General features: G+C 63.2%; 21 protein-coding genes and 1 pseudogene. 10 read left to right on the forward strand and 12 right to left on the reverse strand.

What is annotated here, in order from left to right:
• Positions 1-47 precede the first annotated feature (47 nt).
• Positions 48-653 carry an arylesterase gene (locus tag VCJ09_RS14410; RefSeq protein WP_407692970.1) on the reverse strand — a complete coding sequence of 202 codons (606 nt, stop codon included), beginning with the start codon at positions 651-653 and terminating at the stop codon, positions 48-50.
• 10 nt (positions 654-663) lie between these two features.
• Here VCJ09_RS14410 and VCJ09_RS14415 point away from each other — a divergent pair, with 10 nt between their 5' ends.
• Genes VCJ09_RS14415 through greB form a run of 3 tightly spaced genes read left to right on the forward strand, consistent with a single transcriptional unit; the run spans position 664 to position 4,383 of the window.
• The gene (locus VCJ09_RS14415; RefSeq protein WP_324730847.1) at positions 664-1,347 is read left to right on the forward strand and encodes an ABC transporter ATP-binding protein; all 684 of its coding nucleotides are present in this window, start codon (positions 664-666) and stop codon (positions 1,345-1,347) included.
• The gene (locus VCJ09_RS14420; RefSeq protein ID WP_324730848.1) at positions 1,347-3,851 is read left to right on the forward strand and encodes an ABC transporter permease; all 2,505 of its coding nucleotides are present in this window, start codon (positions 1,347-1,349) and stop codon (positions 3,849-3,851) included. Before VCJ09_RS14415 ends, VCJ09_RS14420 begins: the two co-directional genes overlap by 1 nt.
• A gap of 34 nt (positions 3,852-3,885) precedes the next feature.
• Complete coding sequence (gene greB / locus VCJ09_RS14425; protein WP_324730849.1) at positions 3,886-4,383, forward strand: transcription elongation factor GreB; 498 nt, start codon at positions 3,886-3,888, stop codon at positions 4,381-4,383.
• Positions 4,384-4,408: 25 nt separating this feature from the next.
• Here the strand turns inward: greB and VCJ09_RS14430 are convergent, their stop codons facing one another.
• Positions 4,409-4,717 carry a class I SAM-dependent methyltransferase gene (locus VCJ09_RS14430; protein WP_324730850.1) on the reverse strand — a complete coding sequence of 103 codons (309 nt, stop codon included), beginning with the start codon at positions 4,715-4,717 and terminating at the stop codon, positions 4,409-4,411.
• Between the two features lie 224 nt (positions 4,718-4,941).
• Between VCJ09_RS14430 and thpR the strand changes: the two genes are divergently transcribed.
• On the forward strand, positions 4,942-5,472 hold the full coding sequence (thpR, locus tag VCJ09_RS14435; RefSeq protein ID WP_324730851.1) for an RNA 2',3'-cyclic phosphodiesterase: 531 nt from the start codon (positions 4,942-4,944) through the stop codon (positions 5,470-5,472).
• 187 nt (positions 5,473-5,659) lie between these two features.
• Here the strand turns inward: thpR and VCJ09_RS14440 are convergent, their stop codons facing one another.
• Together VCJ09_RS14440 and VCJ09_RS14445 are read right to left on the reverse strand one after the other, a co-directional pair.
• A complete protein-coding gene (locus tag VCJ09_RS14440; RefSeq protein WP_324730852.1) occupies positions 5,660-6,094 on the reverse strand; it encodes a DoxX family protein in 435 nt (144 codons plus the stop codon).
• A gap of 98 nt (positions 6,095-6,192) precedes the next feature.
• Positions 6,193-7,608, reverse strand: coding sequence for an MltF family protein (locus VCJ09_RS14445; protein ID WP_324730853.1), 1,416 nt, complete (start codon positions 7,606-7,608; stop codon positions 6,193-6,195).
• A gap of 233 nt (positions 7,609-7,841) precedes the next feature.
• Between VCJ09_RS14445 and VCJ09_RS14450 the strand changes: the two genes are divergently transcribed.
• Positions 7,842-8,675 (forward strand): TatD family hydrolase, encoded by an 834-nt coding sequence (locus tag VCJ09_RS14450; RefSeq protein ID WP_324730854.1) that lies wholly within the window; start codon positions 7,842-7,844, stop codon positions 8,673-8,675.
• Between the two features lie 242 nt (positions 8,676-8,917).
• Positions 8,918-10,399: a methyl-accepting chemotaxis protein gene (locus tag VCJ09_RS14455; RefSeq protein WP_324730855.1), complete on the forward strand. Its 1,482-nt coding sequence runs from the start codon at positions 8,918-8,920 to the stop codon at positions 10,397-10,399.
• 54 nt (positions 10,400-10,453) lie between these two features.
• Here the strand turns inward: VCJ09_RS14455 and VCJ09_RS14460 are convergent, their stop codons facing one another.
• The 8 genes and pseudogenes from VCJ09_RS14460 to VCJ09_RS14490 all read right to left on the reverse strand — a co-directional run bounded on the left by VCJ09_RS14460 (position 10,454) and on the right by VCJ09_RS14490 (position 19,355).
• Complete coding sequence (locus VCJ09_RS14460; protein ID WP_324730856.1) at positions 10,454-11,251, reverse strand: acyl-CoA thioesterase; 798 nt, start codon at positions 11,249-11,251, stop codon at positions 10,454-10,456.
• Positions 11,252-11,712: 461 nt separating this feature from the next.
• Positions 11,713-12,483: a CHAD domain-containing protein gene (locus tag VCJ09_RS14465; protein ID WP_324730857.1), complete on the reverse strand. Its 771-nt coding sequence runs from the start codon at positions 12,481-12,483 to the stop codon at positions 11,713-11,715.
• Positions 12,484-12,674: 191 nt separating this feature from the next.
• The gene (locus tag VCJ09_RS14470; RefSeq protein ID WP_324730858.1) at positions 12,675-14,651 is read right to left on the reverse strand and encodes a transglutaminase TgpA family protein; all 1,977 of its coding nucleotides are present in this window, start codon (positions 14,649-14,651) and stop codon (positions 12,675-12,677) included.
• Positions 14,648-15,604, reverse strand: coding sequence for a DUF58 domain-containing protein (locus tag VCJ09_RS14475; protein WP_324730859.1), 957 nt, complete (start codon positions 15,602-15,604; stop codon positions 14,648-14,650). The genes VCJ09_RS14470 and VCJ09_RS14475 overlap by 4 nt, the downstream gene beginning before the upstream one ends.
• Positions 15,601-16,518 (reverse strand): AAA family ATPase, encoded by a 918-nt coding sequence (locus VCJ09_RS14480; RefSeq protein WP_324730860.1) that lies wholly within the window; start codon positions 16,516-16,518, stop codon positions 15,601-15,603. The genes VCJ09_RS14475 and VCJ09_RS14480 overlap by 4 nt, the downstream gene beginning before the upstream one ends.
• Positions 16,519-16,637: 119 nt before the next feature.
• Positions 16,638-17,510, reverse strand: coding sequence for a methyl-accepting chemotaxis protein (locus VCJ09_RS24830; protein ID WP_407693046.1), 873 nt, complete (start codon positions 17,508-17,510; stop codon positions 16,638-16,640).
• Positions 17,493-18,602: pseudogene (locus VCJ09_RS24835) on the reverse strand (HAMP domain-containing protein); the annotation flags it as partial. The gene VCJ09_RS24830 and the pseudogene VCJ09_RS24835, both read right to left, overlap by 18 nt.
• Before the next feature lie 147 nt (positions 18,603-18,749).
• Positions 18,750-19,355, reverse strand: coding sequence for a flavin reductase family protein (locus VCJ09_RS14490; RefSeq protein WP_324730862.1), 606 nt, complete (start codon positions 19,353-19,355; stop codon positions 18,750-18,752).
• Between the two features lie 315 nt (positions 19,356-19,670).
• On the opposite strand from VCJ09_RS14490, the gene bcsR reads away from it, so the two are divergent.
• The 4 genes from bcsR to bcsB are packed head-to-tail and all read left to right on the forward strand — an operon-like array spanning position 19,671 to position 25,423.
• Positions 19,671-19,889 carry a BcsR/BcsP family cellulose biosynthesis protein gene (gene bcsR, locus VCJ09_RS14495; RefSeq protein ID WP_324730863.1) on the forward strand — a complete coding sequence of 73 codons (219 nt, stop codon included), beginning with the start codon at positions 19,671-19,673 and terminating at the stop codon, positions 19,887-19,889.
• Between the two features lies 1 nt (position 19,890).
• Entirely contained in the window at positions 19,891-20,622 is a 732-nt protein-coding gene (gene bcsQ, locus VCJ09_RS14500; protein ID WP_324730864.1) for a cellulose biosynthesis protein BcsQ, read from the forward strand.
• Complete coding sequence (gene bcsA, locus VCJ09_RS14505) at positions 20,619-23,210, forward strand: UDP-forming cellulose synthase catalytic subunit (protein WP_324730865.1); 2,592 nt, start codon at positions 20,619-20,621, stop codon at positions 23,208-23,210. Before bcsQ ends, bcsA begins: the two co-directional genes overlap by 4 nt.
• Positions 23,207-25,423 (forward strand): cellulose biosynthesis cyclic di-GMP-binding regulatory protein BcsB, encoded by a 2,217-nt coding sequence (gene bcsB, locus VCJ09_RS14510; protein ID WP_324730866.1) that lies wholly within the window; start codon positions 23,207-23,209, stop codon positions 25,421-25,423. The genes bcsA and bcsB overlap by 4 nt, the downstream gene beginning before the upstream one ends.
• Position 25,424 lies beyond the last annotated feature (1 nt).

A 25,424-nucleotide genomic window follows, 5' to 3' on the forward strand; every position in this document is an offset into this window, starting at 1 on the left:
AGGCGGGGGCGCCACATTAGCCGAAAGACCGCTCGCGGAAAAGCCTGTCAAAGCAGCGGTTGCAGGGCCGGCCAGAGATTTTCCAGGAGTACTGACTGAGCAACGGCGGCGGGATGAAGACCATCGCGCTGCATCATTTCGGGCACGCCTCCCACCCCCTCAAGAAAGAAGGGAACAAAGGCCACCCGTTTCTCCTGCGCCAAGGTGGCAAACACCTGGGCAAAGGCTGTCGTGTAGCGAATACCGTAATTGGGCGGCAGGCGCATCCCCAGCAGTAGCACCCTGGCACCGGCGTCATGCGCCTGCTCAATCATCGACGCAAGATTCTGTTGCAATTGATCCGGGGCCTGGCCACGCAGGCCATCGTTGCCACCCAGCTCTAAAATCACCAGGTTTGGCTGATGCTCGACAAGCAGCCCGGGCAGCCGTGCAGCCCCGCCTGCACTGGTGTCGCCACTGATCGAGGCATTCACCACCTGGTGCTCATAACCCTGCTCGGCCAGACGTTTTTCCAGCAAAGCGACCCAACCCTGACGGGTATCCAGGCCGAAAGCCGCGCTGATACTATCGCCAACGACCAGCACGGTGTCCGCCAGCGCGACCTGCCCCCAGCACAACAGGGTAAAAATCGCACTCATTAGCCCTGCACGCATTGGATTCCCCATGAGCTCAAGCATTCTTACCGCCCGCAACCTTAGCAAAGTGGTTGCCAGCGCGGAAGGCGAGTTGACCATACTCCATGACTTGTCCCTGGCGCTGAACAAGGGCGATAGCCTGGCCATCGTCGGCAGCTCGGGTTCGGGCAAGTCGACCCTGCTAGGCCTGCTCGCCGGCCTCGATCTTCCGAGTGGCGGCGAAGTCGCCTTGGCCGGGCACAACCTGGGTTCGCTGGATGAAGATCAGCGCGCCCGGGTACGCGCCGAGCATGTCGGCTTCGTCTTTCAATCCTTCCAGTTGCTCGACAGCCTCAATGCCCTTGAAAACGTCATGCTGCCACTGGAACTGGAAGGCCATGCCGACGCCCGCGAGCGCGCCCGCGCTCTGCTCGAGCGGGTCGGCCTGGGCCAGCGCCTGACCCACTACCCGCGTCAGCTCTCCGGTGGCGAGCAGCAACGCGTGGCCATTGCCCGCGCCTTTGTGGCCGAACCCGACGTGCTGTTCGCCGACGAGCCCACCGGCAACCTCGACAGCCACACCGGTGAACGCATCAGCGACCTGCTCTTCGAACTTAACCGGGAACGCGGCGCGACTCTGGTGCTGGTCACCCATGACGAGCGCCTGGCCCATCGCTGCCAGCGCCTGATCCGCCTCGAAGGCGGTCATCTGGTCGACCACGTGGAACCCTGATGACTCACTTGCCGTTTACCCGACTGCTCTCGCTGGCGACCCGCCAACTGCTGCGCGACGCCCGCGCCGGCGAGTTGCGCGTGCTGTTCTTCGCCCTGTTGGTCGCCGTCGCAGCCAGCACCGCGATCGGCTACTTCAGCGCGCGACTGAACGACGGCATGTTGATGCGGGCAACCGAGTTCCTCGGCGCCGACCTGCGCCTCAGCGGCAGCTCGCCCGCCGCGCCAGAACAGATCAGTCGCGGCGCCCAGTTGGGGCTGGATCACGCTCAAGTGGTCGAGTTCTCCAGCGTGATCGCCAGCGATGCCGGCATCCAACTGGCCAGCGTCAAAGCCGCGGACAGTGCTTACCCCCTGCGCGGCCAGCTGAAAAGCGCAGCGGCACCCTACGAATCCGAGCAAACCGGCCCCGGTCCGCAACCCGGTGAGGCCTGGGCCGAGGCGCGCTTGTTCGCCGCACTTGAACTGAACGTCGGCGACAGCATAGAGGTCGGCTCGAAAACCCTGATCCTGCGCCGGGTCCTGACCTATGAACCGGATCGCGCTGGCGACTTCTACAGCCTGACCCCACACGTGCTGATGCATTTGGATGATCTGGCCGCCACCGGCGTGGTTCAGCCCGGCAGCCGGGTGCGTTACCACGAGCTCTGGCGTGGCACACCGCAGGCCTTGGGCGCTTACCGACAAGCAATCGGCACCAATCTGGCGGCCAACCAGCGCCTCGAAGATGCCCGCGACGGCAATCGGCAAATCGGTAGTGCCCTGGGTCGTGCCGAACGCTACCTGAACCTCGCCAGCCTCGCGGCCGTGCTACTCGCCGGGGTTGCGGTAGCACTTTCGGCCGCGCGCTTCGCCGCCAGGCGCTTCGATGCCAGTGCCTTGCTGCGTTGCCTTGGCCTGTCGCGCAATCAAGCGCTCGGCCTGTTCAGCCTGCAGCTGGCCCTGCTCGGGCTCGGCGCCAGCCTGATCGGCGCACTGCTCGGCTGGCTTGCCCAGCATGGCCTGTTCTACCTACTGCAGGGTCTGCTACCGGCGCAGATCCCGGCGGGCGGTATATGGCCTGCGCTCGCCGGCATCGCCACCGGCCTGGTCGCCCTCGCCGGCTTCGCCCTGCCACCCCTGGCCGCCCTCGGTCGAGTACCACCACTACGGGTACTGCGTCGCGACATGCTCCCCGTCCCCGCCAGTTCCTGGTTGGTGTATGGCGCCGCGCTGTTCGCCTTAGGCCTGATCATGTGGCGCCTGAGCCTGGATCTGCAACTGACCCTCGCCCTGCTCGGCGGCGGCCTGGTTACCGCCCTGCTGCTCGGCGGCCTGCTCCTGCTCGGCTTGCAAAGCCTGCGTCGTCTGCTGGCCCGCTCTTCGCTGCACTGGCGCCTGGGGCTCGGCCAGTTATTGCGCTACCCATTGGCCGCCGCCGGACAAGCCCTGGCATTCGGCCTAATCCTCCTGGCCATGTCGCTGATTGCCTTGCTGCGCGGCGAATTGCTCGACACCTGGCAAAATCAATTGCCCGAGCAGGCGCCCAATCATTTCGCCCTGAATGTCTTACCGGCCGACAAGGATGCATTCGCCGCGCGCCTGGCTGAACTCTCGCCCCACCCGGCCCCGCTCTACCCAGTGGTGCCCGGTCGCCTGACCATGATCAATGGCGAACCGGTACGGCAAATCGTCAGCAAGGAATCCCAGGGCGAGCGCGCCGTTCGCCGTGACCTCAGCCTGACCTGGTCGGCCGATCTGCCGGAGGGTAACCAGCTGCTCGCCGGCGCTTGGTGGAACACCTCCACAGCCGACGACTTGCCGGGCGTCTCGGTCGAGTCGGAACTGGCCAAGAGCCTGCAGCTCAAACTGGGCGACCGCTTACGTTTCAATGTCGGTGGACTCGACCGCGACGCTCGGGTCAGCAACCTGCGCGAAGTCGACTGGAACAGCTTCCAGCCCAACTTCTACATGATCTTCGAACCCGGCACCCTGCAGGACCTGCCGGTCACCTACCTGACCAGCTTCTACCTGCCTGCCCAGCAAGAACGGCAGTTGGTCGAACTGTCACGCGCCTTCCCGGCAGTCACCCTGCTGCAGGTCGAAGCCCTGCTCGCGCAACTGCGCAGCATCCTGGCCCAGGTCACCCTGGCCATCGAATTCGTCTTGCTGTTCGTGCTCGCCGCCGGCCTGGCCGTGCTATTCGCCGGGTTGCAGGCCACCCTGGATGAGCGCATCCGCCAAGGCGCCTTGCTGCGCGCGCTGGGCGCCGAGCGTAAATTGCTGGTCAAGGCGCGACGGGCCGAATTCGCCCTGCTTGGTGCAACCAGTGGCCTGCTGGCGGCCATCGGCTGCGAACTGATCAGTTTTCTGCTCTATCGCTTCGCCTTCGATCTAGCCTGGCACGCCCACCCCTGGCTATTGCTCCTGCCGCTGATCGGCGCACTGCTGGTGGGTGGCGCCGGCGTGCTCGGCACTCGCCGTGCATTGAATGTCAGCCCGCTGACGGTGCTGCGCGAGGGCTGATAGACTCGCGCTTTATCGGCCAGACAGCAGTTATATGAGTCGCTATCGTCCACCCCGCTCCGCCGGCACGCCACTGATCACCCCCGAAGGCGAGGCACGTCTGCGCGCCGAACTGCACGAACTCTGGCACGTACGCCGACCCCAGGTCACCCAGTCGGTCAGTGAAGCGGCGGCGCAAGGTGATCGTTCGGAGAACGCCGAATACACCTATGGCAAGAAAATGCTGCGCGAGATCGACAGTCGCGTGCGCTTTCTCACCAAGCGCCTGGAAAGCCTAAAAGTGGTCAGCAGCCACCCCAGTGATGCCGACAAGGTCTACTTCGGCGCCTGGGTCACCCTCGAAGACGAGGACGGCAACGAGTCACGCTATCGGATCGTCGGCCCGGATGAGCTGGAGCTGAAACTCAACCTGATCAGCATCGACTCGCCCCTGGCCCGCGGCCTGATCGGCAAAGCCCTGGACGCCGAAGTCAGGGTGCCAACCCCGACCGGTGAGAAGACCTGGTACGTGATCGCCATCGATTACCCGTAATGGCAGGAGCCGCTCGAGATGAGATTCAGCGCCGGGTGATCAAGCCCTGCCGGGCGACCCGCGTCAGCTCACGCACGGTGGCGTGCAGATCCTCGGCACTGGGTGCTTGCAGCACGGCCATGTCGAAGCTGTTGCTGGCGAAACGCGCCAGCGCCTGATGGTCATCGACGAAGTGGATCAAAAAGGCGCGCGGCCGGCCCCAACGCTTGGGCCAGCCGTCGAGATAGCGCAGCAGGGTCGGCTGGTGACTGCCGCCGAGGAGTATTTTCGGATTGCGTTGGCTCAGCCCGGAAGTAATCGGGGCCAAACGAATCAGCGGTTGGGGACAACTCATGCTCATGTCTCCGCCTCATGAATCCCGCCGGGCAGGTGAGAGGCGACACCGAACCAGCGCTTTAGCGGTATTTCGAAGCCTCCGCAGAGTACTTCTCAGAGCCTTGCAATCTGCAAGTGACTCGGCGCCCCGCAAGTAGCTGTTTAAATCGGCGCATGGGTCAGCATCCTAGAGAAGCCTGCGCAATACTGTCAAGACAGCGCCGCGCATGGGAATCGAACGCCATGAAAAACGATGTTCTGCGCCTGTTCTTCGCTCTGGGTTGCCCGCCGGAACTGGCCGAGGCCATCGTCACCTGGCGCAGCAACCTGCACCTGCACGGCCGTCCAGTCGCAACGGCCAACCTGCACCTGACCCTGGCATTTCTCGGCCAGCAGCCGCGTGCTCGCGTTATGGAGTTGCAAGACCTTGCGGGCGAATTGCGCGCATCGGCATTCGACCTGCATCTGGATCGCCTCGACCGTCACCGCAATGGCCTGCTGTATCTGGCGCCGAGCCACACACCAGAGGCATTGCTGCAGTTGGTTGAGCAGCTATGCAGCAACCTGAGCAGTGCCTCGATTCAGCTGGAAAGCCGACCCTTTCGTGCCCACCTCAGCCTGCTGCGGCACTGCCCCATGCAACCCGTCGACGCCAACCCATGCTTCGATTGGCCGGTGACCCGGTTTTCCCTGTTCGCTTCCGAGCAAAACACGCGCGGCACTCATTATCGGCCGTTGCACACGTGGCCATTGTTGCGCAACGACCGAGACTGAGGCTGCACCACGGAATAAACCGTCGCCCACGAGTTACACCGCCCTGCGCAAACATGCAGCTCAGCAGACCCACTAAGGCCGTGTTGTTCACTCAAGAAAAATGCCGCTTTCCCTTGGCAGGAAAGCGGAATTTTTCTGGGTTTTCAACTGCAAAACGGGCGGCGTCCGTGCTGCTTAACTGCGTTGCTTAGCCGGCAATTTGCTTGTCCAGCGACAGCTTGCCTGCACCCTCGACCAGCACTGCAAGGCTTATCACCATCAATGCCAAGGCGAATTCATAGCCGTTGTTGCTCATGAAGAAGCCGTTGGCCATGTGCACAGTGACAATCGCCACCAGCATGGTCACCGCCAGCACTGCCGCCGCCGGACGTGCCAGTAGGCCGATGATCAACGCCAGGCCACCAACGAACTCAGCGCTGCCAGCCAGCAATGCCATCAGATAGCCCGGCGCCAGGCCGATGCTCTCCATCCACTGGCCGACACCCACCAGACCATACCCGCCGAACCAGCCGAACAATTTCTGCGCACCATGCGCAGCAAAGGTCAGGCCAGCGATGATGCGCAAAATGGTCAGGCCGTAACCTGCTTGAGTGGCAACGACAGATTTGATCAGGGTATTCATGGGTTGCATCCTAGTGGGCGAGTTGATGGGGCAAATAATAACCCAGTTAATCGATATTAAAAGCCGATATATCCGCTAATTAATATCGCATAAACAGATCAATCGCGCGCACTAACTACTGCCTTTTGCGGCTCCAACAAATAACGCTCGCGCTCATAAGCAAGGAAGTACTTGTTCACACTACTTACATGACTGACCACGCCCATCCCGACCTGCTCCATGGCGATCCGCTCGACCTGAAAGAACCACTGATTGGGATTCAGACCACGCCGGCGGGCTTCGGCGCGCATGCTCTGCACCCGCTGTGGCCCGAGGTTGTAACCCGCCAGCACGAAGGCCATGCGCTCGCGCTCGTTGAGCTGCGGGCTGTTGAAGAAGTTGCGCCGAATCATCGCCAGGTACTTGGCGCTGGCTTGCACGTTGTTCTCCAACACGTCGATATTGGCGACCCCGACAGTGCGCGCAGCAGCCGGGGTTATCTGCATTAATCCGGTGGCACCACCAGCCCCCCGCGCAGCCGGATTGAGGGTGGACTCTTTGAACGCCAGCGCCGCCAGGATCAGCCAGTCGAAGCCCTGCTGCGCGGCATGCCGCTGCAGCACCGGGCGCACCTTCTCCAGGCGTTGGCGCTCGGTTCGTCCAAGCGGATAATGCACCTTGTAGAGGCGCCGGTAGACTCGTTGAAATGCACCATCCAGATCGGCCGGGGCGCGATAGCCCGCCAGGAAACGATCGACACTGGCGCCGAGCATCGGCGTTTCACGCCGCAGGTACCAACGCATGTCGCCGTCCTTGGCCAGCACCAAGTGCGGCTCCAGACGCAACTTGGGCATGACCTTGGCCCAGCGCTCGGCAATCGGCTGCTCCACCGCGGTGACGCTATAGATACCGGCCTGCACCATCTCCAGCACATCCTCGACGGCCAGGCTGGGGTCGACCCACTCGATGATGATCGGCGGTCGCTTGTTCTGCAGCAGCTTCTGGTTGAACGCCTGTACGGCAGCACCCGCGGCGCTACCCGCCGCCAAGGCCAGGCTGCGTCCGGACATCTGCTCGAGACTCTGATAGCGCCGATCGCCCTGGCGCGCCACTATGATCAAGGGGACATTGCTGCGGATCGCCGCACTGGCGCTGATACCGTTGCTACCACGCACGGTGAGCAATTCCCCCGGCGCGACAAGATCGCCCTCGCCACGCTGCAAGGCAGCGAGCAGTTGGTCCTTGGCTTTGGGAATGATCTTCAGTTTGAGGGTGCGGCCATCGCGGACATTACGATTGAGATACTGCTCGAATGCACGCAAGCGATGGTATTCCACCCCGATGCTCTGGCCTTTGATTTCACCGGAACTATTGCGACTCTGGTTGACCAGCACACGCAGTTCACCGCGGTTGCGAATGCTCGGCAGATCAAGTGCCTGGGTCGGCTGCCGTCCTTCCGGCGGCCCAGCCACACGTGCAGCAGCCGACAACGGCAGCAACAGCACAAGACAGAATAAAAGCAGCGGGCGCGACATCGAGTCTCCACGGCAAGGGCGGCCACCAGGCGTCATTGGCCGAGTGAGACTACCGCAGCGCTCGCCAAGTTCCAGGAATGCGTGGGCCGCGGAGATTCGCACAGCTCGCTGACGGACACCAGCCAAATGTTCTACTCAACATTACAAAGCAACTATAAGAGACTGTAATTTATGGATTTATTTAAAACAAAAAAGCTCTGCTATGCTGCCAACCCCACCTCATAGGTCGCACCATGCAACTCATCGACATAGGCGTCAACCTGACTCACCCAAGCCTCGCCGAACAGCGTGAAGCCCTGCTCACCCGTGCCTACGCCGCCGGTGTCTGCCAGTTGTTGCTGACCGGTACCAGCCTCGAACAAAGCGAACAGGCTTTGGAACTGTGCCGCCAGCTGGATGAACATGGCCAGCGCCTGTTCAGCACCGCCGGCATCCATCCGCACGATGCCAGCAGCTGGAACGCCGACAGTGCCAAGCAACTGCAGGCCTTGCTGCGTGAGCCACAGGTACGCGCCGTGGGTGAATGCGGGCTCGACTTCAATCGTGATTTTTCGCCGCGACCACAACAGGAAAAAGTCCTCGAGGAACACCTGGCCCTGGCCGTCGACCTGCAGCTGCCGGTCTTTCTCCATGAGCGCGACGCCGACCAGCGCCTGCTGGAGATCCTGCGCGACTACCGCGACCGCTTGCCCGCTGCGGTGGTGCACTGCTTCACCGGAGGAAAACGCGCCCTGTTCAACTACCTCGACCTCGACCTGCATATCGGGATCACTGGCTGGATTTGCGACGAGCGTCGTGGCACCCACCTGCACCCGTTGGTTCGGGAAATTCCGGTCGGCCGGCTGATGCTGGAAACCGACTCACCGTTTCTGCTGCCACGCAGTCTGCGGCCGAAACCGAAAAACGGCCGCAACGAACCCGCCTTTCTAACCGAGGTACTCAGGGAGGTGGCGCTGCACCGCAACGAAAGTCTGGAGACCCTGGCGGCACACAGCACCGCCTGCGCCAGGCAGTTCTTCAGCCTGCCGGTCGTCGTCGCTGCAACTGCCCAGAGCGAGCCCAACTGAAGCGCTGCCCTGCCTAAGGCGTGGCAGCGCTTCGTCGAAGATGCCCAGCATCCGCATAGGGCCAACGCCTGCAGCCCGCGCAACCCTTAACCAGGACTGTGCTTTTTCTAAAGTCCACACCAGACCAGCCGTTAACAAGGACGACCGGCCTGTTGATAAAGATCAATAGGCACACTGCAGTTTTGCGAGACAGTAATGGCACTTTGCCAAAACCCCTTTCGCCGCCATCAGAAGAAGACATCATGGGCACTTGGATTCGCGACCTTTCACTTAAATACAAGTTCTGGGCCGTCAACGCCGTGGCCTTCTTCACTACCTTGATGCTGGTGCTGTACGCCCTGCAACTGGAACAGCAGGTACGCGTCGAAGCGGCCAAGAGTGCCGCGCAAGCGCAGGCCAGGCTATTGAGTGCCTGGCCTGCGGGTCAACCATTGCCGGGTGGAGCACAACTGCTGCAGTTTGCCGATGGCCAGACACCGGCATTAGCCAATAACCAGGGCGCCAGCCTGAGCCGGGCTCGCGGCTGGGTAGTCCTGGAGCATGACCCGTTGTCGACGCAAGACGGTTTGATCGGCGCCGAGGTCATCGACTTGGGCCAGGGCCAACGCCTCGCCGTACTGGCCCATGCGCCCAGCCTGATGCAGGTGATCGCCGAGCGCGCACTGAGCTATGCGCTGGTTGTCGCCTTATTGATGCTGGCCCTGCTGACGGCCTCGCAACTGCTAATCCACTTCCTGTTGAGCCATCTCAACATCCTCAAGGATGTGATGCTGCAGGTAGAGAAAAGCGGCGATCTGGCGGCACGCGTGCCGCTCAACTGCCGCGACGAAATCGGCCAGATGGCCACGGCCTTCAACGCCATGCAGGCCGGTTATCAACGTGTGGTCGGCATCGTTGCGCAGACCGCCGCACGCCTGGACGAAGGCGCCGAGCGCATGGCCGTGAGCATGCGCGACGTGCGCCAAGGCATGCTCAACCAGCAAAGCGAGACTGAACAGACCGCCACCGCGATCAACCAGATGTCCACCACCGTGCACCATATTGCCCAGCACACGGCGGATACCCGCGACCAATCGAAAAACGCTGAGCAACTGGCCGGCAGCGGTCAGCAGGTGGTCGAGCGTGTCGGTCAGTCGATCGCCGGGCTGTCCAGCGGCGTGCAACAGACTGCGCAAATGATCCAGCAACTGGCCGTCAACAGTCAGAAAATCAGCGGCGTCGTCCGTGAGATTCATGGCATTGCCGAACAGACCAACCTGCTCGCGCTCAACGCCGCCATCGAGGCCGCTCGCGCCGGCGAAATGGGTCGCGGCTTTGCGGTGGTGGCCGATGAGGTGCGCAATCTGGCCAAACGCGTGCAAGTCTCAACCGACGAGATCACCCTGATGATTTCCTCCCTGCAAAGCGGCACCCGCGACGCCGTAGAGTTCATGCAGGAAAGCTCGCTCAAGGCCGATGACTGCGTGCAACAGGCTCACGAAGCTGGCGAGGCGCTGGTCGCCATCACCGGCTCGGTGGCGCAGATGCGCGAGAGCAACACCCAGATTGCGGTAGCCGCCGAACAGCAGAGTCAGGTGGCCGAAGAAATGAACCGCTCCATCGTCAGCATTCGCGACGTCACCGAGCAGACGGTGCAGCAAACCACAGGCTCCGCCACCATCAGTTCCGAGCTGGCAGCCCTGGCGGGCGAGCTGAACAAGGCGATTCGCCAGCTCAAGCTGTAAGTGACAGAAAGCCTCGAGCTGCAAGCGCTGGAGGCTTTCTGTTTTTCCTGTTGTTTAAGCGAACACCACGACCGTCTGCCGACTGATCGCCAACAGCTCACCGCGCGGGCTCCACAAGGCGGCGGCAATATGCCCGTAACCGTCGCTGGCGTGTTCGATCTGCGCACGGTAGAGGCACCAGTCGAGGGTATTCAGCTCGGCAACCGGCTGAATGAACTCGATGGTCCAGGTCAACGAACTGCCCGGCGCCGGCGTGCGCAGGTGCGAGAGCACTGCCGGCGGCCAGGCATCGACCAGGGCCAGCAGGTGCGCCTCGCTGACCGGTTGTACTGCGCCCTCCTCGCGCAAGCGCACCCAGCCGCCCATTTCCCGCGATGGATTGTTGCTGAAGGGCATGCCGCCGATCCCCCAGCGCATCGCCAGGAAGCGAGTGAACTCCGGCGTCACATTGCGCACGTAGGCGAGTTCCTGGCAGTCCTCGACCGGTTTGATCTGCGGCGCGGCTTCAGTCGCAACCCTGATCGCCGACTCACGTGCTGCGCCAAAACTGCCTTGCACCAAGGTCACCACCTGACCATTCTGCACCGCGCGCCCCAGCACCTGGCTGACCGCCTTGCCTTCACGCAGCACCTCGACCTGGAAACTCACCGGCACATCCGGCTCGGCCGGGCCGACGAAGGTGATCGCCAGCGAACGTGGCGGCCGCCCCGCAGGGACGTGAGCACGCATGGCTTCATACACCAGCGCAGCCATCAAACCACCAAAACTGGCCCGCCCCTGCGCCCAGGAGGACGGGATTACCACCGCCTGCGGCGTGGTGCGAACGGCCTTGAGCAACGCGGAAAAATCCATAACCACCTCAAGCTATCTATAGCCGCTGATCTTAGGGGAAATGCCCGACGAGGCGAAATGGCGTTTCGGCCAATTGACCCGGGCAAACGGCGTATCGAGTACGGAGCCCCTAGTGGCCTGATCGGTTAATCGGTTTATCCTGCGCCGCGACCCCCCAACCTGGCAGCCCTGCGGGCTGCATTCGCCGCGGGGGCGCAACCCACAGGGATGCGGGAAATGCCGCAAGCGCGCCGACGCGCCAAGGATGGAGAAGACAGGAACATTCCGGCAGCATTTTCGACGCCCCCATGGATGGGGAGAGGCGGAAAAATGTCGGGAACATTTTCGAGAGCGAGCGCGGCCGCCTACAAGGCTCTCGGCAGGTTTGAGTCCCAATACAACGATATCGCTCCGAGGTCGAGCCTCCCACAGCTAAGACTCAAGCCTGCGAATTTGCATTAATCAACTGACCGGACAGGCTGCTACCCGGTCTTGGTGAATTCCTCTTGCAGCGCCAGCAATGCCAGGTCAGCCGTCTCCTCGGCTGCCTGCAATGCCATCCGCCAGGTGTCGACACACACGGCCAGATCCGCTTCCTGCTCGGCTCGCTGCAACCACTGCAAAAGATCATGCCAATCGCCCAAGGCCGATTGCGCCGCCTTTAGACGCGCCAGGGTCTTGGCCGACAATCCGCTCAGCGTCGGGTAGGCTCCGGCGCCGTAACGCACACGCTTGATCAACAAGCGCAGGCGATGACGATCATGCGTAGGGTCGACTAGGGCCTCGGCCAGGCGCCGCTGCTGCTTGGCCAGGCGTCGTCTGACCCGTTTAGCCAGACCACGCAACTCAGCGTCCGCCGCGGCTTGGCGCCACAACTGCGGCCACTGGTCCAGCGCCCCGAACAGCGCCGGCAGCGCAGCGCTGGCCAGCAGCGCCGCATAGCCGCCGAGCAAGCGCGACTGACGCAGGTTGACCGCATCGCGCCTACCCAGACGCTGCAAATGGGCGAGCAGCACCTCGAGATCACGCAACGGTCCACTGCTGCGCCCAAGCTCGGCAGCTTGTTGCTGCAGCGCAGCACACGCAGGCAAGCCGCGCAGCGGCTGCAGCAGGCTGCGCAACTTGCGCAGGGCAATGCGCAGATCGTGCAGGGCTTCAGGATCGGTCGCTGCCAGCAATCGCTCGCGGCAAGCATACAGCGTGACCTGCAGGCGCAGAACCTGCTGCAACTCGCCCTCGATTAAGCGCCCCATAGGATCTTCCCTTCCTGCCCGTTAGAGCGGCTAGCTTAGCAGCGTAGGACGACCTAGACGGGATTCCGTCTGGAGCGCAGCGACAACCCGGCAGATTGATGCCGTGCCGATTATCCACGGCGTACTGCCTGCGGCGAGTACGCCCTACGGATCGCGAGTTGCCCCGGATCCTAGGGCCACCCGCCAGACCCTCAACGCCAGGGCAACGCCCGGCGCAAGGCGGCTAGGTGCGCACGCAACACTGCCGGGCGCGCCTCGCCCCCGGCATAGCGCTGCGCCTCAAAGGCTGCCGCGAAGTTGCCAATGGCCGGCGCCTGGGCTGGCAAGGCTAGCGCCGCGCGCTCGGCATAGGCGCGCGCGCCTTCGCCCGGCAGACGGGGCACGGCATGCCGCGCCAACAACTGCTCGAAGCGCCGGAACAGACGCTGCAGAGGGTCACGCTCGCGCTGCCAGGGCTTGAACAGCCAGAGCGCCAGCAGCCCCAGCAGCAGCCCACCCCCGCCCACCAGGCTGAGGGCCAGGACATGGGCGTCGATACGACCGAACCAGCGTTGCAGCAATTCCAGTTGCTGCGCGCCCTGATAACCGAGCACCAGACGTTGCCAGCCATGGTTGAGGTTGTCCCAGCCCAGGCGCAACTGGTTCAGCCAACCCAGCTGGCGGTAACGCAACGGTGAGAACGGCGAGCCTTCGAGAAAGCTCTGCTCGTCGGCCAGCGCCTCTTCCAGGCCCAACTCGATACGTTCGGGCGCCACCTGAAAGGTCGGGTCGACGCTCACCCAGCCCTTGCCCGCCTGCCAGTATTCGACCCAGGCATGGGCATCGAACTGGCGCACCTGGACGTAGTCGCCGCCGGGGTTGTACTCGCCGCCCTGGTAGCCGGCCACCACCCGCGCCGGAATGCCTGCCGCACGCAGGACGAAGGTCATGGCGCCGGCGTAATGGGCACAGAAGCCGTTGCGGCTCTCGAAGAGAAAATCATCGATGCTGTTCAACCCCAGACGCGGTGGGCGCAAGGTATAGCCGAAGGGCTCGCGATTGAAATGGCTGAGCACGGCCTGCACCAACTGTTCGGCGTGCGGATATTGCCGCTTGAGCTCGGCGCCCCAGGCGCGGCTGCGTGGATCGCCATCCTCCGGCAGTTGCAAGGCCCGTCGCAGGCTGTCGCTGGAGCCTGCCGGGTCACGCAATGCCGCCGGCCAGGAAGTCACCTGATAGAGCAAGGTGCGCTCGACCGGACGCCCGCGCTGCAGGCGGTAATCACTCATCTGCCGGGTGTTTTCCAGGCTGGTTTCGGCGACGTCCAGGGCGAACAGCCAGGACTGCGAACTGGGCTGCATGACGATGCTGTAACGCAGCGGCTCGCCGCGCTTATCCCAGGCCGGGGTCAACGGCAACTGGGCGACGCTGGACTGCGACCAGCGCCGACCGTCGAAGCGCTCGAAGGTCAGCGCCCGCCAGTAGAGCTGCTCGTGTGGCGGCACCTCGCCCGCGAAGCTGGCGCGGAAGGCCAACCCGCTCGAACGGCTCAATTCGGCGATATCCGCCGGCGCCATGCTCTCGGCCAAGCCGCTGACCGCGCGCTCACTCGGCTGCGGCAGTGACCACAACGGCCCCAGACGCGGGAAGAAAACGAACAGCATCAGCATCAGGGGCACGGCCTGCAGCAGCAAGCCGGCAGCCAGCCGCGCGGTTGCCCAGGGCTGCGCGGCAACGCCGCTCTGCTGCAGGCCGATCAGGGCTGCGAGCAAGGCAGTCACCGGCAGCAGGCTGAACAGCGCGGCGAGCATGCTGTCGTCGAACAGATAGGCGCTGACCACCACGAAGAAGCCGAGAAAGATCACCACCAGGGCATCGCGGCGCGTGCGCATTTCGAGCAACTTGAGGATGAAGGCGGCGACCAACAACACCACCCCGGCATCCAGGCCGACCAGGCTGCCGCGGGAAAGCAACACGCCGACGGCCGTGCCCAGCATCAATCCGGCCTTGACCCAGGCATTCGGATAACCGGCACGCATGCGCAAGATCTGGATGCGCCAGACTGCGCAGCCCAGCCACAGGCCGACGATCCACAGCGGCAGATGGCTCAGGTGCGGGATGATCACCAGCACCTGGGCCACCAGCAACCACGTCAGGCTGATCCGCGGAATATCTGCCAGCCTGCTCACGCCGGGGCGCCGAACAGTGCCAGCGCGCGCAGGCATGCTTCGCGGTGCTGCTCGCCGCTGGCGGGTGGCAGCACCTGGCCCGGCAAGCGCAGGGCAAAGGGCTGCTGACGCTCGGACAGCTGCAGCACCCAGTAACAGAGCAGCGACAGGCGCAGCTCGACATCCCCCGACAGCACCGCGAAATCCAGCCACGGGTCGCGTCCGCTGAGCGCCGTGAAATCCTTGACCAGCAGCCCCTGGCCGCGGGAATAGGCCTTCCAGTGCAGACGTCGTTTGGAGTCGCCGGGCTGGTAACTCTTCAGCCCCTGGAAATCCTCGCTGCCCTGGCCGTGGGCACGCATGCCCTGCTCTTGCAGTTCGCCAGCAGCACCTGCGGCCAGCGGCAACTCGCCCTCCAGCGGTTGTGGATAGACCAGCAACGCCTGGTTCAGGTCGACCCAGCTCCAGGCCACCAGGATCCCCAGCGGGAAGCGACTTTCGACCCGCAGCCGCCCTGGCCGCAGCCAGCCGCGGCGCAGCGCCGGCAGGTTCAACTCGCACTCGCTGACACCCTGCGCGGGCACATCCTGAGTCTGATAAGGCGCCGTCGGCCAGCCCAGGGCGATCGCCTGGTGCGCCCGCGCGCTGCTTTCCAGACGCAGGCGAAACTGCCCCTGTTCGCCGACGAACACCGACCTTGCGCCAGCGGCCTTGAGCATCAGGCCCGCCAGGTTGCGATAGGTGTGCAGGATGGCGACGATAAACACCGACGCCAGCAGAAACGTCAGGGCATAGGCCAGGCTGTTCTGGTAATTGATCGCGGCCAGCAGCATCAACAGCAGCGCCAGGGCAAATGCCAGCCCGACTCGCGTCGGCATGATGAAGATCCGCCGCTGAGTCAGGCGCACGCTGGCGGCCGGGGGAATCCGCCGGGCTAGCCAGCGACTCCAGCGCTGCTTGAGCTGTTGCCTCAAAGCGCCGGCACCTCGCGCAGCAACCAATGCACCAGCGCGCCGCCGCCATGCCCGGTCGGATCGGTGCGCTGGTGCAGGCGATGACCGACCACCGACGGCAGCACCGCCTGCACATCTTCTGGGATCACATAATCGCGGCCGTCGAGGAAGGCCCAGGCGCGGGCGGCGGCGAGCAAGGCCAGGCTGGCTCGCGGCGACAGACCCCAGGCGAACTGCGGCTGGCTGCGGGTGGCATCGACCAGGCGCAGCACATAGTCGATCAAGGCATCGCTGGCGCGGACTTTTGGCACCTCGGCCTGGATCAGCGCCAGCTCGGCATGGTCGAGAATCGCCTCCAGGCGCGGCAGCAAGGAGCGCCGCGAATCGCCGAGGAGCAAGGCTTTTTCAGCGGCCTTGGCCGGGTAACCGAGCGACAGGCGCATGAGGAAGCGATCGAGCTGTGACTCGGGCAAGGCGAAGGTGCCGCCCTGGCTCACCGGGTTCTGCGTGGCGATGACGAAGAAGGGTTCCGGCAGCGGTCGGGTCGCGCCCTCGATGGTCACCTGGCCCTCCTCCATGGCCTCGAGCAGCGCGCTCTGGCTTTTCGGTGTGGCCCGGTTGATCTCATCGGCCAGTACCAGCTCGGCGAATATCGGTCCCGGATGAAAGACGAATTGCCCGCTGTCCTTGACGAATACCGAGGTGCCGAGAATATCGCCAGGCAACAGGTCGGAGGTGAACTGGATGCGCTGAAAACTCAGGCCCAGCACCCTGGCCAGCGCGTGGCTGAGGGTGGTCTTGCCCATGCCCGGCAAGTCCTCGATCAGCAGATGGCCGCGGGCCAACAGGCAGGCCAGGGCCAGGCGCACCTGCGGCTCCTTGCCCAGCAGCACCTGATTCACCGCGTCCAGGCAGGCATTCAGTCTTGTGCGCATCGTTCGCTCCGGCCTTTATCCAAGTGCGCCGATGCTACTTGGCCAGCACCCGGTGGGCAAAGTACCCTGTAGCCTTTACTGACGAAACTGTGAGCGCGGTTCGCACTTTACCGCGAAATCTATAAGCGAAAATGCCCGGCCATGCCCTGGAGTTCGCGGCCCAGCTGCGCCAAGCGAATGCTCGAGTCAGCCGTTTCGTCCATCGCCACCGACGACTGATCGGCAATATCGCGAATCGAGGTCACGCTGCGACTGATCTCTTCGGCCACCGCCGTCTGCTGTTCGGCAGCGGCGGCGATCTGTTGATTCATCTCGAAAATCAGGGTCACCGCCTCGGCAATCCTGGCCAGGGCATCTTCGGTCTGATTGGCATCCTCCACCACATGCGCGACCAGGGCACCGCTCTGCTGCATGTCGGCCACCGAGCGCCGCGCGCCCTCGCGCAACGTGGCGATCAGGCCTTCGATTTCCGCGGTGGACTGCTGGGTACGCTTGGCCAACGCGCGCACCTCATCGGCGACCACGGCAAAGCCGCGGCCCTGCTCGCCGGCACGCGCGGCCTCGATGGCGGCGTTGAGGGCCAGCAGGTTGGTCTGTTCGGCCACGCTCTTGATCACATCCAGCACCGAATCGATGCGCTGAGTGTCCTGACTGAGGCGCTCGATGCTCTGGGTAGTGGTGTCCATCGCCGCCGCCAACTGGTCGATCCGCACCAGAGTCTGGCGCACCACCTCGGCGCCGCGACTGACCCGATTATCGGCGTCCTCGGTGGAAGCGGCCGCCGCCTCGGCGTTACGTGCCACCTCATGCACGGTGGCGGTCATCTCGCTCATGGCGGTCGCCACCTGATCGGTTTCCACCCGCTGGCCATTGACGCCCAGGCGAGTCTGCTCGGTAATCGCCGACAGTGACTGCGCCGAAGCGGAAATCTGGCTGACCCCACCCTGCAACTGGCCGACCATCTCGCGCAGGTTGTTCGACATGCTCTGCATGGCGGCCTGCAATTGCCCCACTTCGTCGCTGCGCTGCACCTCGATGTGCACACTGAGGTCGCCCTCGGCGATCTGCCGGGCCTGCTCGATCACCTGCTTGAGCGGCCGCACAATCAGCAGGGTAATGGCCAGGGTCGCCAGCAGACCGATGACCAAGGCCAGCGCCGCAGCCAGCAGAATCAGCCAACCACTGGCTTGCAGTTGTGCCTGCATGGCGTTTTTTTGCAAGGAATAGGCCTGTTCGACCAACCCGACAATGCGCTCGGCTTGCTCTACCAGCAGGGCGTATTCCTGCTTCTGCTGGCGCAAGTTGCCGTTGTATTCCTTGAGTCGCTCATTGAAGGAGTCGACGTTGCCGATGACTTCCGCCAACACCGAGGCATACGCCGGATCAGCCATGGCATCGCGCAGTTCACCGGCCAGGGATTGCGCATCGAGGGCCTCCTGGATCTCACCCTGGGCGACTTCGGCAGAACTACGGCTCTGCTGCAGGCGCACGCGGGCCTGGTCGAGCGCCTGCAACAAGAGTTGATGGACCTTGCCGATCTGTCCGGCCTGCAGCACCGACTCGCCGCCTTGCGCACCCTGGCTACTCTCGAGCAGATCGATGCCATCCTCGGCGAGTCCATCCTTGAGCAATTCCAGGCTGTTGGAGGCACTCACCACCAGCCAAGTGGCCGCCTCCAGGGACAGGCTCATGCTATCGGTCAGCTCGACATAACGGTCGAAGGCCGCGCGGTACTGGTCAACGGCACTGTTGACCTCGACCAGAACCTGTCCCTCCGCAGCCGGCAGTTCGGCCTGCAGGGCTGAGCTGCTCGCCTGCAGTGTCTCAACCTGTTCATGCAGGCGCTGGACATGAGTGACATCGGTAGTCAGGGCGAAGTCCTGCTCGCGGCGGCGAATCTGTAGCACCTGGGTATTGATCGCGCTCATGCGCTCGAGCAACGCCGAGCGGGCACCGACCTCACGCAAGGCCGAATAGCCGGTGGCGGCAACCACTGCGGTGAGTGCCAGCACCACGCCAAAGCCCAGGCCTAATTTTTTCGCCGTACTCAAGCTGGCGACGCGCCGCTGCAGATCAGTCCACATAATTCCGCTCCATCCCCGCACCCCTGGCGAACCCAGGTTTGCCAACCTTATCACGCAAGATAAAAGCGCAAGGCTGCTGGCGACAAGCCAGCAGCCGGGGCGATTGTGCTTTTAGCTATGAGCAGGTCGTTTTCAGAGCGGATCAGTTCAGGGGCGGCGCATCTCGAAGCTATCGCGGGTACGGGTATAGGCCATGCCGCCCAGGCGGCCGACCAGATCGAGCTTGTGCGGGTCGATCCGGCCCTTGTCGTTGAGCACCGCATCGTCGACATGGGCGAGCAGCACTTCGGCGAAGATCAGGTGGCAGTTCGGCGCATCCGGCGGATACGCCAACACCTGCGCCACACGGCACTCGAAGGCCACCGCTGCGCCGGCCACACGCGGTACGCCAACTCGTTCGCTGGCCAGGCTGGCGATGCCGCAGTGCTCGAACTCGCTGACCCCATGGGCCAGGTGGGCGGCACTGGCGTTCATCGCCTCGGCTTGGGCGAAGGACACCAACTGGATCACCAGCTCGCCGCTAGCCTGCACATTGCGCAGCGTGTCCTTGAGGCTGCCGTCGTCACGCAGATTGACGTTGACCATCAACGTCGGCGGCGCGTCGCTGATCACCTGGAAAAAACTGAACGGCGCCAGGTTGCTGATGCCATCGCGGGAAACGCTGGACACCCAGGCGATCGGCCGCGGCGTAACCGTGGACGCTAGCCAGCGGTAAGCGTCCAAAGGTGTCAGGGCACTGAAGTCCAGCTGCACGGCAAATTCCTCGGATGATTGGGGTTGTCCAGTATGCCACTGACGCCAGACAGTGCCTCCGCCCTTCGACCGGCAATACCGTTGGTCGGAAGCCTTTGCCTGATTGTCAGCACCCGGCAGCGGAGCCCTCTTGTTTTGCTGATGATCGATGGCTCCAGAGGACCTGCGGTAGATCAATAAAAGGGGGTTTAGCGCTTCACTTTCCGCAATGCGCCACTAATATGACATAAGCCGCAGCACTATCACGTTAAGAGCCATTTATTTGACCATCCAGAACAATTATCAGCCAACCATCATGGAACGAGGAAAACCACCATGGGCATTCAGCCATTTGAAGAAGATCGACTGACGGTGGAGCCACCGGAGGATCTCACCTTCCTCCTCGAACACTACCAACTGAAAAGCTTTCAATATTCAGAGCTGCAACACGAACAGGCCGTACTCGCCTCGGTCGCCGACTGGCCACTGCTGAGCGAAACGCTACGACCACTGCTCCTGCTTGTTGAAGCCGCGAAACTCGACAAGGCAGACTGATATGCACTTGATTGCCATACAGGGGCTGCGGGGGGGCTGCGGCACCACGTCAATAGTGGCCGGACTGACCTCAGCCCTGGCTATTCTGCACCAGCCCGTACTGGCCATCGATCTGTGCCCCAGCAACATCCTCAGCCTGCACTTCGGCTTACCCTTCGATGAGCCCCCGGCCTGGACGACGCGAGAATTGCACAATCCTGCCCAAGAGATAGTCGCCTTTCGTCATCAGGAGCGGGTTTCCGTGCTGCCATTTGGCCGCCACGCCACCCAGGGTTATGACCCCCTGCGTGCTGTTGACCTGCTCGAGCACGCACTGCGACAACTGACGCCGTCGAGCGGCACCTTTGTACTGCTCAACATTCCGCCTTACCTGAACCTGCTCAGTCACCTCGACCAGCGCCCGGATATCCATTGGCTGCACGTGCTGGTGACGGATCCGGCCTGCCATATCCTGCTCAACTACCAGCTGCGTGACCACCACCCCCTGCCACGCAACCACCACTGGCTGATCAACCGCCTACAACCGTCGCTCAAACTATCCCACGACCTGCTGGAACTCTGGCGACTGGCCCTCGGACAGCTGCTGGTTCCTTGCGTGATCCATGAGGACGAAGCGGTTCGCGAGGCACTGGCACGCAAGCAACTACTGGGTGAAAGCGCGCCGCACTGCCTGGCCATGCGAGATTTCCTCGCACTGGCGAGTTGGTGTATCAAAACGGTGGAACGTTCATGAACCAGTGCACCCAACCACCGCCAGCGCAACCGTTGCCAAACGACGCCGACCAGCCCGCTCCCGCCCGGCAACCAACCCTGCTGATGGCGTTTGTCCGTGCCCTGTGCTGGACGCTCTTTGCCCTGGAGTCTGCCAGCTGGCGCTGGCTGCTGGCGCATAGGCGCCAGCTCTATCCTCAGTCCAGCGAATTACGCCTACGTCCGGGCGATCCGCTGCGCGTATTGCTGCAGAGCCTGTGGCTGGTGTTGGTAAAGCCGGTCGATCAGCGCCCACACACACTCACCAAGTTTGCCACGTCGTGTCTGGCAGCCTTGAATCGATGCCTGCAAATGCCAGGGAAGCTATTGCAACGCCTGCTGGCACGCGATAGCGGCCGCCAGATCAGCGCCCAGCCGGTGCCAGAACGGCCCGGTGGCATAGCCACCTGGCTGCAACTGCCTATGCTGCTGTTGGCCCTGCCAGTACTGGCACTGTGCATCACGCAACCTCTTGAGCCGTATCAACAGGCGCTGTTTGCCTGCCTGCTCTGGCTTATCGCACTGGGCGTGGCCCGCTTTTCCGGGCGCCGCGCGACGCTGATCCTGATCGTCCTGTCAATTCTGGTCTCCAGTCGTTACTTCTGGTGGCGCTACAGCTCCACCCTGAACTGGGACGACCCGCTGGATTTGAGCTGCGGCCTGCTGCTGCTGACTGCCGAGAGCTATTCCTGGCTGGTGCTGATCCTTGGCTATCTGCAGTCCATCTGGCCACTCGACCGCCAGCCCTGCCCATTGCCGACCGACATGGCCAACTGGCCGAGCGTGGACATCTACATCCCAACCTATAACGAAGACTTGTCGGTGGTGCGCCCGACCGTGCTCGCAGCGATCGGCATGGACTGGCCGCAGAACAAGCTCAATATCTGGATTCTCGACGATGGCAAGCGCGACGAATTCCGCCAGTTCGCCGCTGCCGCCGGGGTTGGCTACCTGACCCGCTCGGACAACCGCCATGCCAAAGCCGGCAACCTCAATACCGCGATGGGCAAGACCAGCGGCGAGTTCATCGCCATTTTCGACTGTGACCACATTCCAACCCGCTCCTTCCTGCAGATCACCATGGGCTGGTTCCTGCGCAGCCCGCGGCTTGGCGTCTTGCAAACACCGCATCACTTCCTCTCGGCAGACCCCTTCGAGCGCAACCTGGACAATTTCCGCCAGACGCCAAACGAGAACACCCTGTTCTACGGCCTGACCCAGAATGGCAATGATCTGTGGGACGCGACTTTCTTCTGCGGTTCCTGCGCCATCCTGCGGCGTGCCGCGCTGGAAAGCATCGGCGGCTTCGCCGTGGAAACCGTAACCGAGGATGCGCACACCTCGTTACGCCTGCACCGCCATGGTTGGACCTCGGCCTATATTCGCATTCCCCAGGCGGCCGGCCTGGCCACCGAAAGCCTCAGCGCCCATATCGGTCAACGCATCCGCTGGGCCCGCGGCATGGTGCAGATTTTCCGCCTCGACAACCCGCTGTTTGGCCAAGGCCTCTCGCTCGGGCAGCGGCTCTGCTACTTCAATGCCATGCTGCATTTTCTTTCCGGTGTACCGCGCCTGATCTACCTGACGGCGCCATTGGCCTTCCTGCTTCTGCATGCCTACATCATCTATGCCCCGGCCTTGCTCATTCTGCTGTTCGTCGTGCCCCACATCGTCCATAGCACCATGACCAACTCACGCATCCAGGGCAGGTATCGCCATTCGTTCTGGAGCGAAATCTACGAAACCGTGCTCTCCTGGTATATCGCCCGACCCACCAGTGTTGCCTTGTTCAACCCGCGCAAGGGCACCTTCAACGTCACCGCCAAGGGCGGCCTGATCGAAGACGACCAGTTCGACTGGAAGATGGCCAAGCCTTTCCTGATCCTCGCCGCCCTCAACCTGACCGGCCTGCTGTTTGGCCTCTACCGTCTGCTCTGGGGTGCGAGCGACGAGCGCCTGACCGTACTGATCAGCCTGTGCTGGGTGCTGTACAACCTGATCGTGCTCGGCGGCGCCCTGGCTGTGGCGGCAGAAGTCCGGCAAATTCGTCGGGCGCATCGCGTTGACCTGCACCTCGACGCAGCGATCCGCCTGCCCTCGGGACATGCCTACCCCTGCACCCTGCTCAATTACTCGGACGGCGGCGTGAGCATCCAGCTACCCCATGGACTAGACCTGACCCTGCCTGACGCTGCCAAGCTATCGCTGTTGCTCAGGCGCGGCCACGAGGAATTCGAATTTCCCGCCCGCGGCCGCAGCATTATTCAAGGCGTCCTCGGTGCCGAACTGGACCCCATGGATCTGCGCCGCCACGGCCGCTTCGTCCAATGCACCTTTGCCCGCGCCGACACCTGGGCGCGCTGGCATGACGGCTTCGTACAGGACAAACCGCTCAGCAGCTTGCGCGGGATCGCCCGCGTCGGCCTCGGCGGCTATCGACAGACACTGTTGTATGCCCCGCCCTGGATGCAACCGCTGATTGATTTCGGCCGCGGCACCGGCCAATGGCTCGCCTCTTTCGTGCCAACCAACCCCGTACTCAGCACCGTCCAGACAGGGTCACGCCCATGAAGCTGCAACATTTCGCCCGTTTCGTGCTCATGTTCATCGCCACGGCGCTGATCTCGAACAGCGCCGTGGCCACGGCGACGCAGCCGCCAGCAACGGACGCGACGCAGCCAACCACCTACCAGCGCAGCCTCGGTCTCAGCGAGCTTTCTTCACCCGGCGTTCTCCTGCTGCGCAATATGTTGCGCCACCTCTACGCCGAGTTCGGCGTGCGCAGCGATGAGCTGGTCACTGCCGCCGAACTGCAGTTGTTCTACACCCCCTCACCGGCGTTGAACGCCAAGCGCTCCCACGTCAAGGTGTACCTCAATGACGAATTGATGGGCGTGCTGACGGTCCTCGACCAGGAGCTCGGCCAGGAGATCAAGCGCACATTAGCGCTGGATACGAGTTTCATTCGCGACTTCAATCACCTGCGCTTCGAGCTGGTGGGCAGCAGCGACAGTGCGTCTGAGGACCCCATGCACGCCAGTCTGTGGCTGGACTTCAGTGCCAAGAGCCAATTGCAGCTCAGCGTCCAGCGACTCAAGGTCAGCAACGATCTGGCCATTCTGCCGGAGCCATTCTTCGATCACCGGGACAAGGCACCCCTGCTGCTGCCGTTTGTTTTCAGCCGCGCGCCCAGCTCAACCCAGCAGACCGCTGCAGCCGTCCTCGCTTCCTGGCTCGGCATCCACAGCAGTTGGCGCGGCGCCTCCTTCCCCGTCTCCTTCGACGACTTGCCGGCCAACCGTTCGGCGGTGGTGTTTGCCAGCAACCAACACCGCCCGGCGTTCCTCAAGGATTACCCAAAGGTCAGCGCCCCCACACTGGCCATCATTGACCATCCGAGCGCACCCTTCGCCAAACTGCTGTTGATCCTGGGTGAGGATGACCAGCAAGTACTGGCCGCCGCCCGCGCAGTTGCCCTGGATAGCAACAGCCTGAAAGGGGCTTCAAGCACCCTGCGCAACATCCCCGAAGCCCCCCCGAGAATGCCCTACGATGCGCCCAAATGGGTGAAAAGCGATGGGCCCACACGCTTCAGCGAACTACTCGACAATCCCATGCAACTGCAGGCGAGTGGCCTGGTGCCACCGCCACTGAGCCTGACCCTGAGGGTGCCAGCGGATCTGTTCATCTGGCGCAGCCCTGGCGTACCACTGGACCTGCGCTACCGCTATACGCCACCGCTGCAGAAGGAGTCTTCGCTGCTCAGCATCAGCATCAACGACCACTTCGTCCAGGCTCTCCCCCTCAACGATCCGGCGCCAGGAAAAATCGCCGGCCTGGCCCAGCAAACTCTGCCCCTGCTCACTCAGCACCCCGGCAGCAAGCGGCTGATGATCCCGGCCCAGCTCGTCGGCCCACACAACGAACTGAGCATGAACTTCACCTTCAATGCCTTGCCCGGCTGCGCCTATGCCGATAACTGCGCCACCAGCCTGCCCATGAACATCCAGGCGGCAATCGACCCTGACTCCAGCATCGACTTCTCGGCCTTCCATCACTACAAAGCGATGCCCGATCTGCAGGCCTTTGCCGAAACCGGTTACCCCTACAGTCGTGTCGCCGACCTCTCGCAGACGCTGGTGCTGATGCCGGCCCAGCCAAATCAGGCCGAGCTGTCGCTGCTGCTGGCGATCACTGGCAGAATCGGCGCCTATACAGGCTACCCCGCCACCCGCCTGAGCATCAGCGACGACTGGCTGGCGGCGGCGCAAAGCCAGCGTGACTTGCTCCTGATTGGCGCCGTTGCGCCAGCATTCAGCAACGCGCAGGGACCGGACCTGGGCGCCCTGGGCACGCAGATCGCGGCCAGCCTGAGCCACCCGGATAGCAGTGCCGCGCCCTCACAGATCAGTGATGCATCAGCCGATCTGGCAGCCCTGGTCGGGTTCAAGTCGCCCTTCGACGATCAGCGCAGCGTGGTCGCGCTGATGGCCGGCGACGCCAGCGGCTACCGCCTGATCGAGCAGAACCTGCTCGACAACCAGCGCCGCGCCATGATCGCCGGCTCAGTGACCTTGATGCACGGGGAACACATCGATACTGCCGTGCTTGGCGACACCTACTATGTCGGCAGCCTGCCCTGGTGGCTGCTGCTCTGGTTCCACCTCGCCGACCACCTGCTGTTCCTGATAATCCTGGCCTTGCTGAGCGCCGTGCTGCTGGCCAGCGTGATGTTCAGCGCCCTCAGTTTGCTGGCCAAACGCCGACTGCAAGCCCCCACCTGAG

It is taken from the genome of Pseudomonas paeninsulae, from assembly GCF_035621475.1.
Taxonomy (GTDB): domain Bacteria; phylum Pseudomonadota; class Gammaproteobacteria; order Pseudomonadales; family Pseudomonadaceae; genus Aquipseudomonas; species Aquipseudomonas paeninsulae.

Excerpts from the sequence above, each read along its gene's own strand:
- VCJ09_RS14465 (WP_324730857.1), bottom strand. The coding sequence starts at position 12,483 with ATGGGGCGCTTAATCGAGGGCGAGTTGCAGCAGGTTCTGCGCCTGCAG.
- VCJ09_RS14420 (WP_324730848.1), top strand. The coding sequence starts at position 1,347 with ATGACTCACTTGCCGTTTACCCGACTGCTCTCGCTGGCGACCCGCCAA.
- VCJ09_RS14430 (WP_324730850.1), bottom strand. The coding sequence starts at position 4,717 with ATGAGTTGTCCCCAACCGCTGATTCGTTTGGCCCCGATTACTTCCGGG.
- VCJ09_RS14440 (WP_324730852.1), bottom strand. The coding sequence starts at position 6,094 with ATGAATACCCTGATCAAATCTGTCGTTGCCACTCAAGCAGGTTACGGC.
- VCJ09_RS14460 (WP_324730856.1), bottom strand. The coding sequence starts at position 11,251 with ATGGATTTTTCCGCGTTGCTCAAGGCCGTTCGCACCACGCCGCAGGCG.
- VCJ09_RS14445 (WP_324730853.1), bottom strand. The coding sequence starts at position 7,608 with ATGTCGCGCCCGCTGCTTTTATTCTGTCTTGTGCTGTTGCTGCCGTTG.
- VCJ09_RS14415 (WP_324730847.1), top strand. The coding sequence starts at position 664 with ATGAGCTCAAGCATTCTTACCGCCCGCAACCTTAGCAAAGTGGTTGCC.
- VCJ09_RS14450 (WP_324730854.1), top strand. The coding sequence starts at position 7,842 with ATGCAACTCATCGACATAGGCGTCAACCTGACTCACCCAAGCCTCGCC.
- VCJ09_RS14455 (WP_324730855.1), top strand. The coding sequence starts at position 8,918 with ATGGGCACTTGGATTCGCGACCTTTCACTTAAATACAAGTTCTGGGCC.
- bcsQ (WP_324730864.1), top strand. The coding sequence starts at position 19,891 with ATGCACTTGATTGCCATACAGGGGCTGCGGGGGGGCTGCGGCACCACG.
- bcsB (WP_324730866.1), top strand. The coding sequence starts at position 23,207 with ATGAAGCTGCAACATTTCGCCCGTTTCGTGCTCATGTTCATCGCCACG.
- bcsR (WP_324730863.1), top strand. The coding sequence starts at position 19,671 with ATGGGCATTCAGCCATTTGAAGAAGATCGACTGACGGTGGAGCCACCG.
- bcsA (WP_324730865.1), top strand. The coding sequence starts at position 20,619 with ATGAACCAGTGCACCCAACCACCGCCAGCGCAACCGTTGCCAAACGAC.
- thpR (WP_324730851.1), top strand. The coding sequence starts at position 4,942 with ATGAAAAACGATGTTCTGCGCCTGTTCTTCGCTCTGGGTTGCCCGCCG.
- VCJ09_RS24830 (WP_407693046.1), bottom strand. The coding sequence starts at position 17,510 with ATGCAGAGCATGTCGAACAACCTGCGCGAGATGGTCGGCCAGTTGCAG.
- VCJ09_RS14480 (WP_324730860.1), bottom strand. The coding sequence starts at position 16,518 with ATGCGCACAAGACTGAATGCCTGCCTGGACGCGGTGAATCAGGTGCTG.
- VCJ09_RS14410 (WP_407692970.1), bottom strand. The coding sequence starts at position 653 with ATGCGTGCAGGGCTAATGAGTGCGATTTTTACCCTGTTGTGCTGGGGG.
- greB (WP_324730849.1), top strand. The coding sequence starts at position 3,886 with ATGAGTCGCTATCGTCCACCCCGCTCCGCCGGCACGCCACTGATCACC.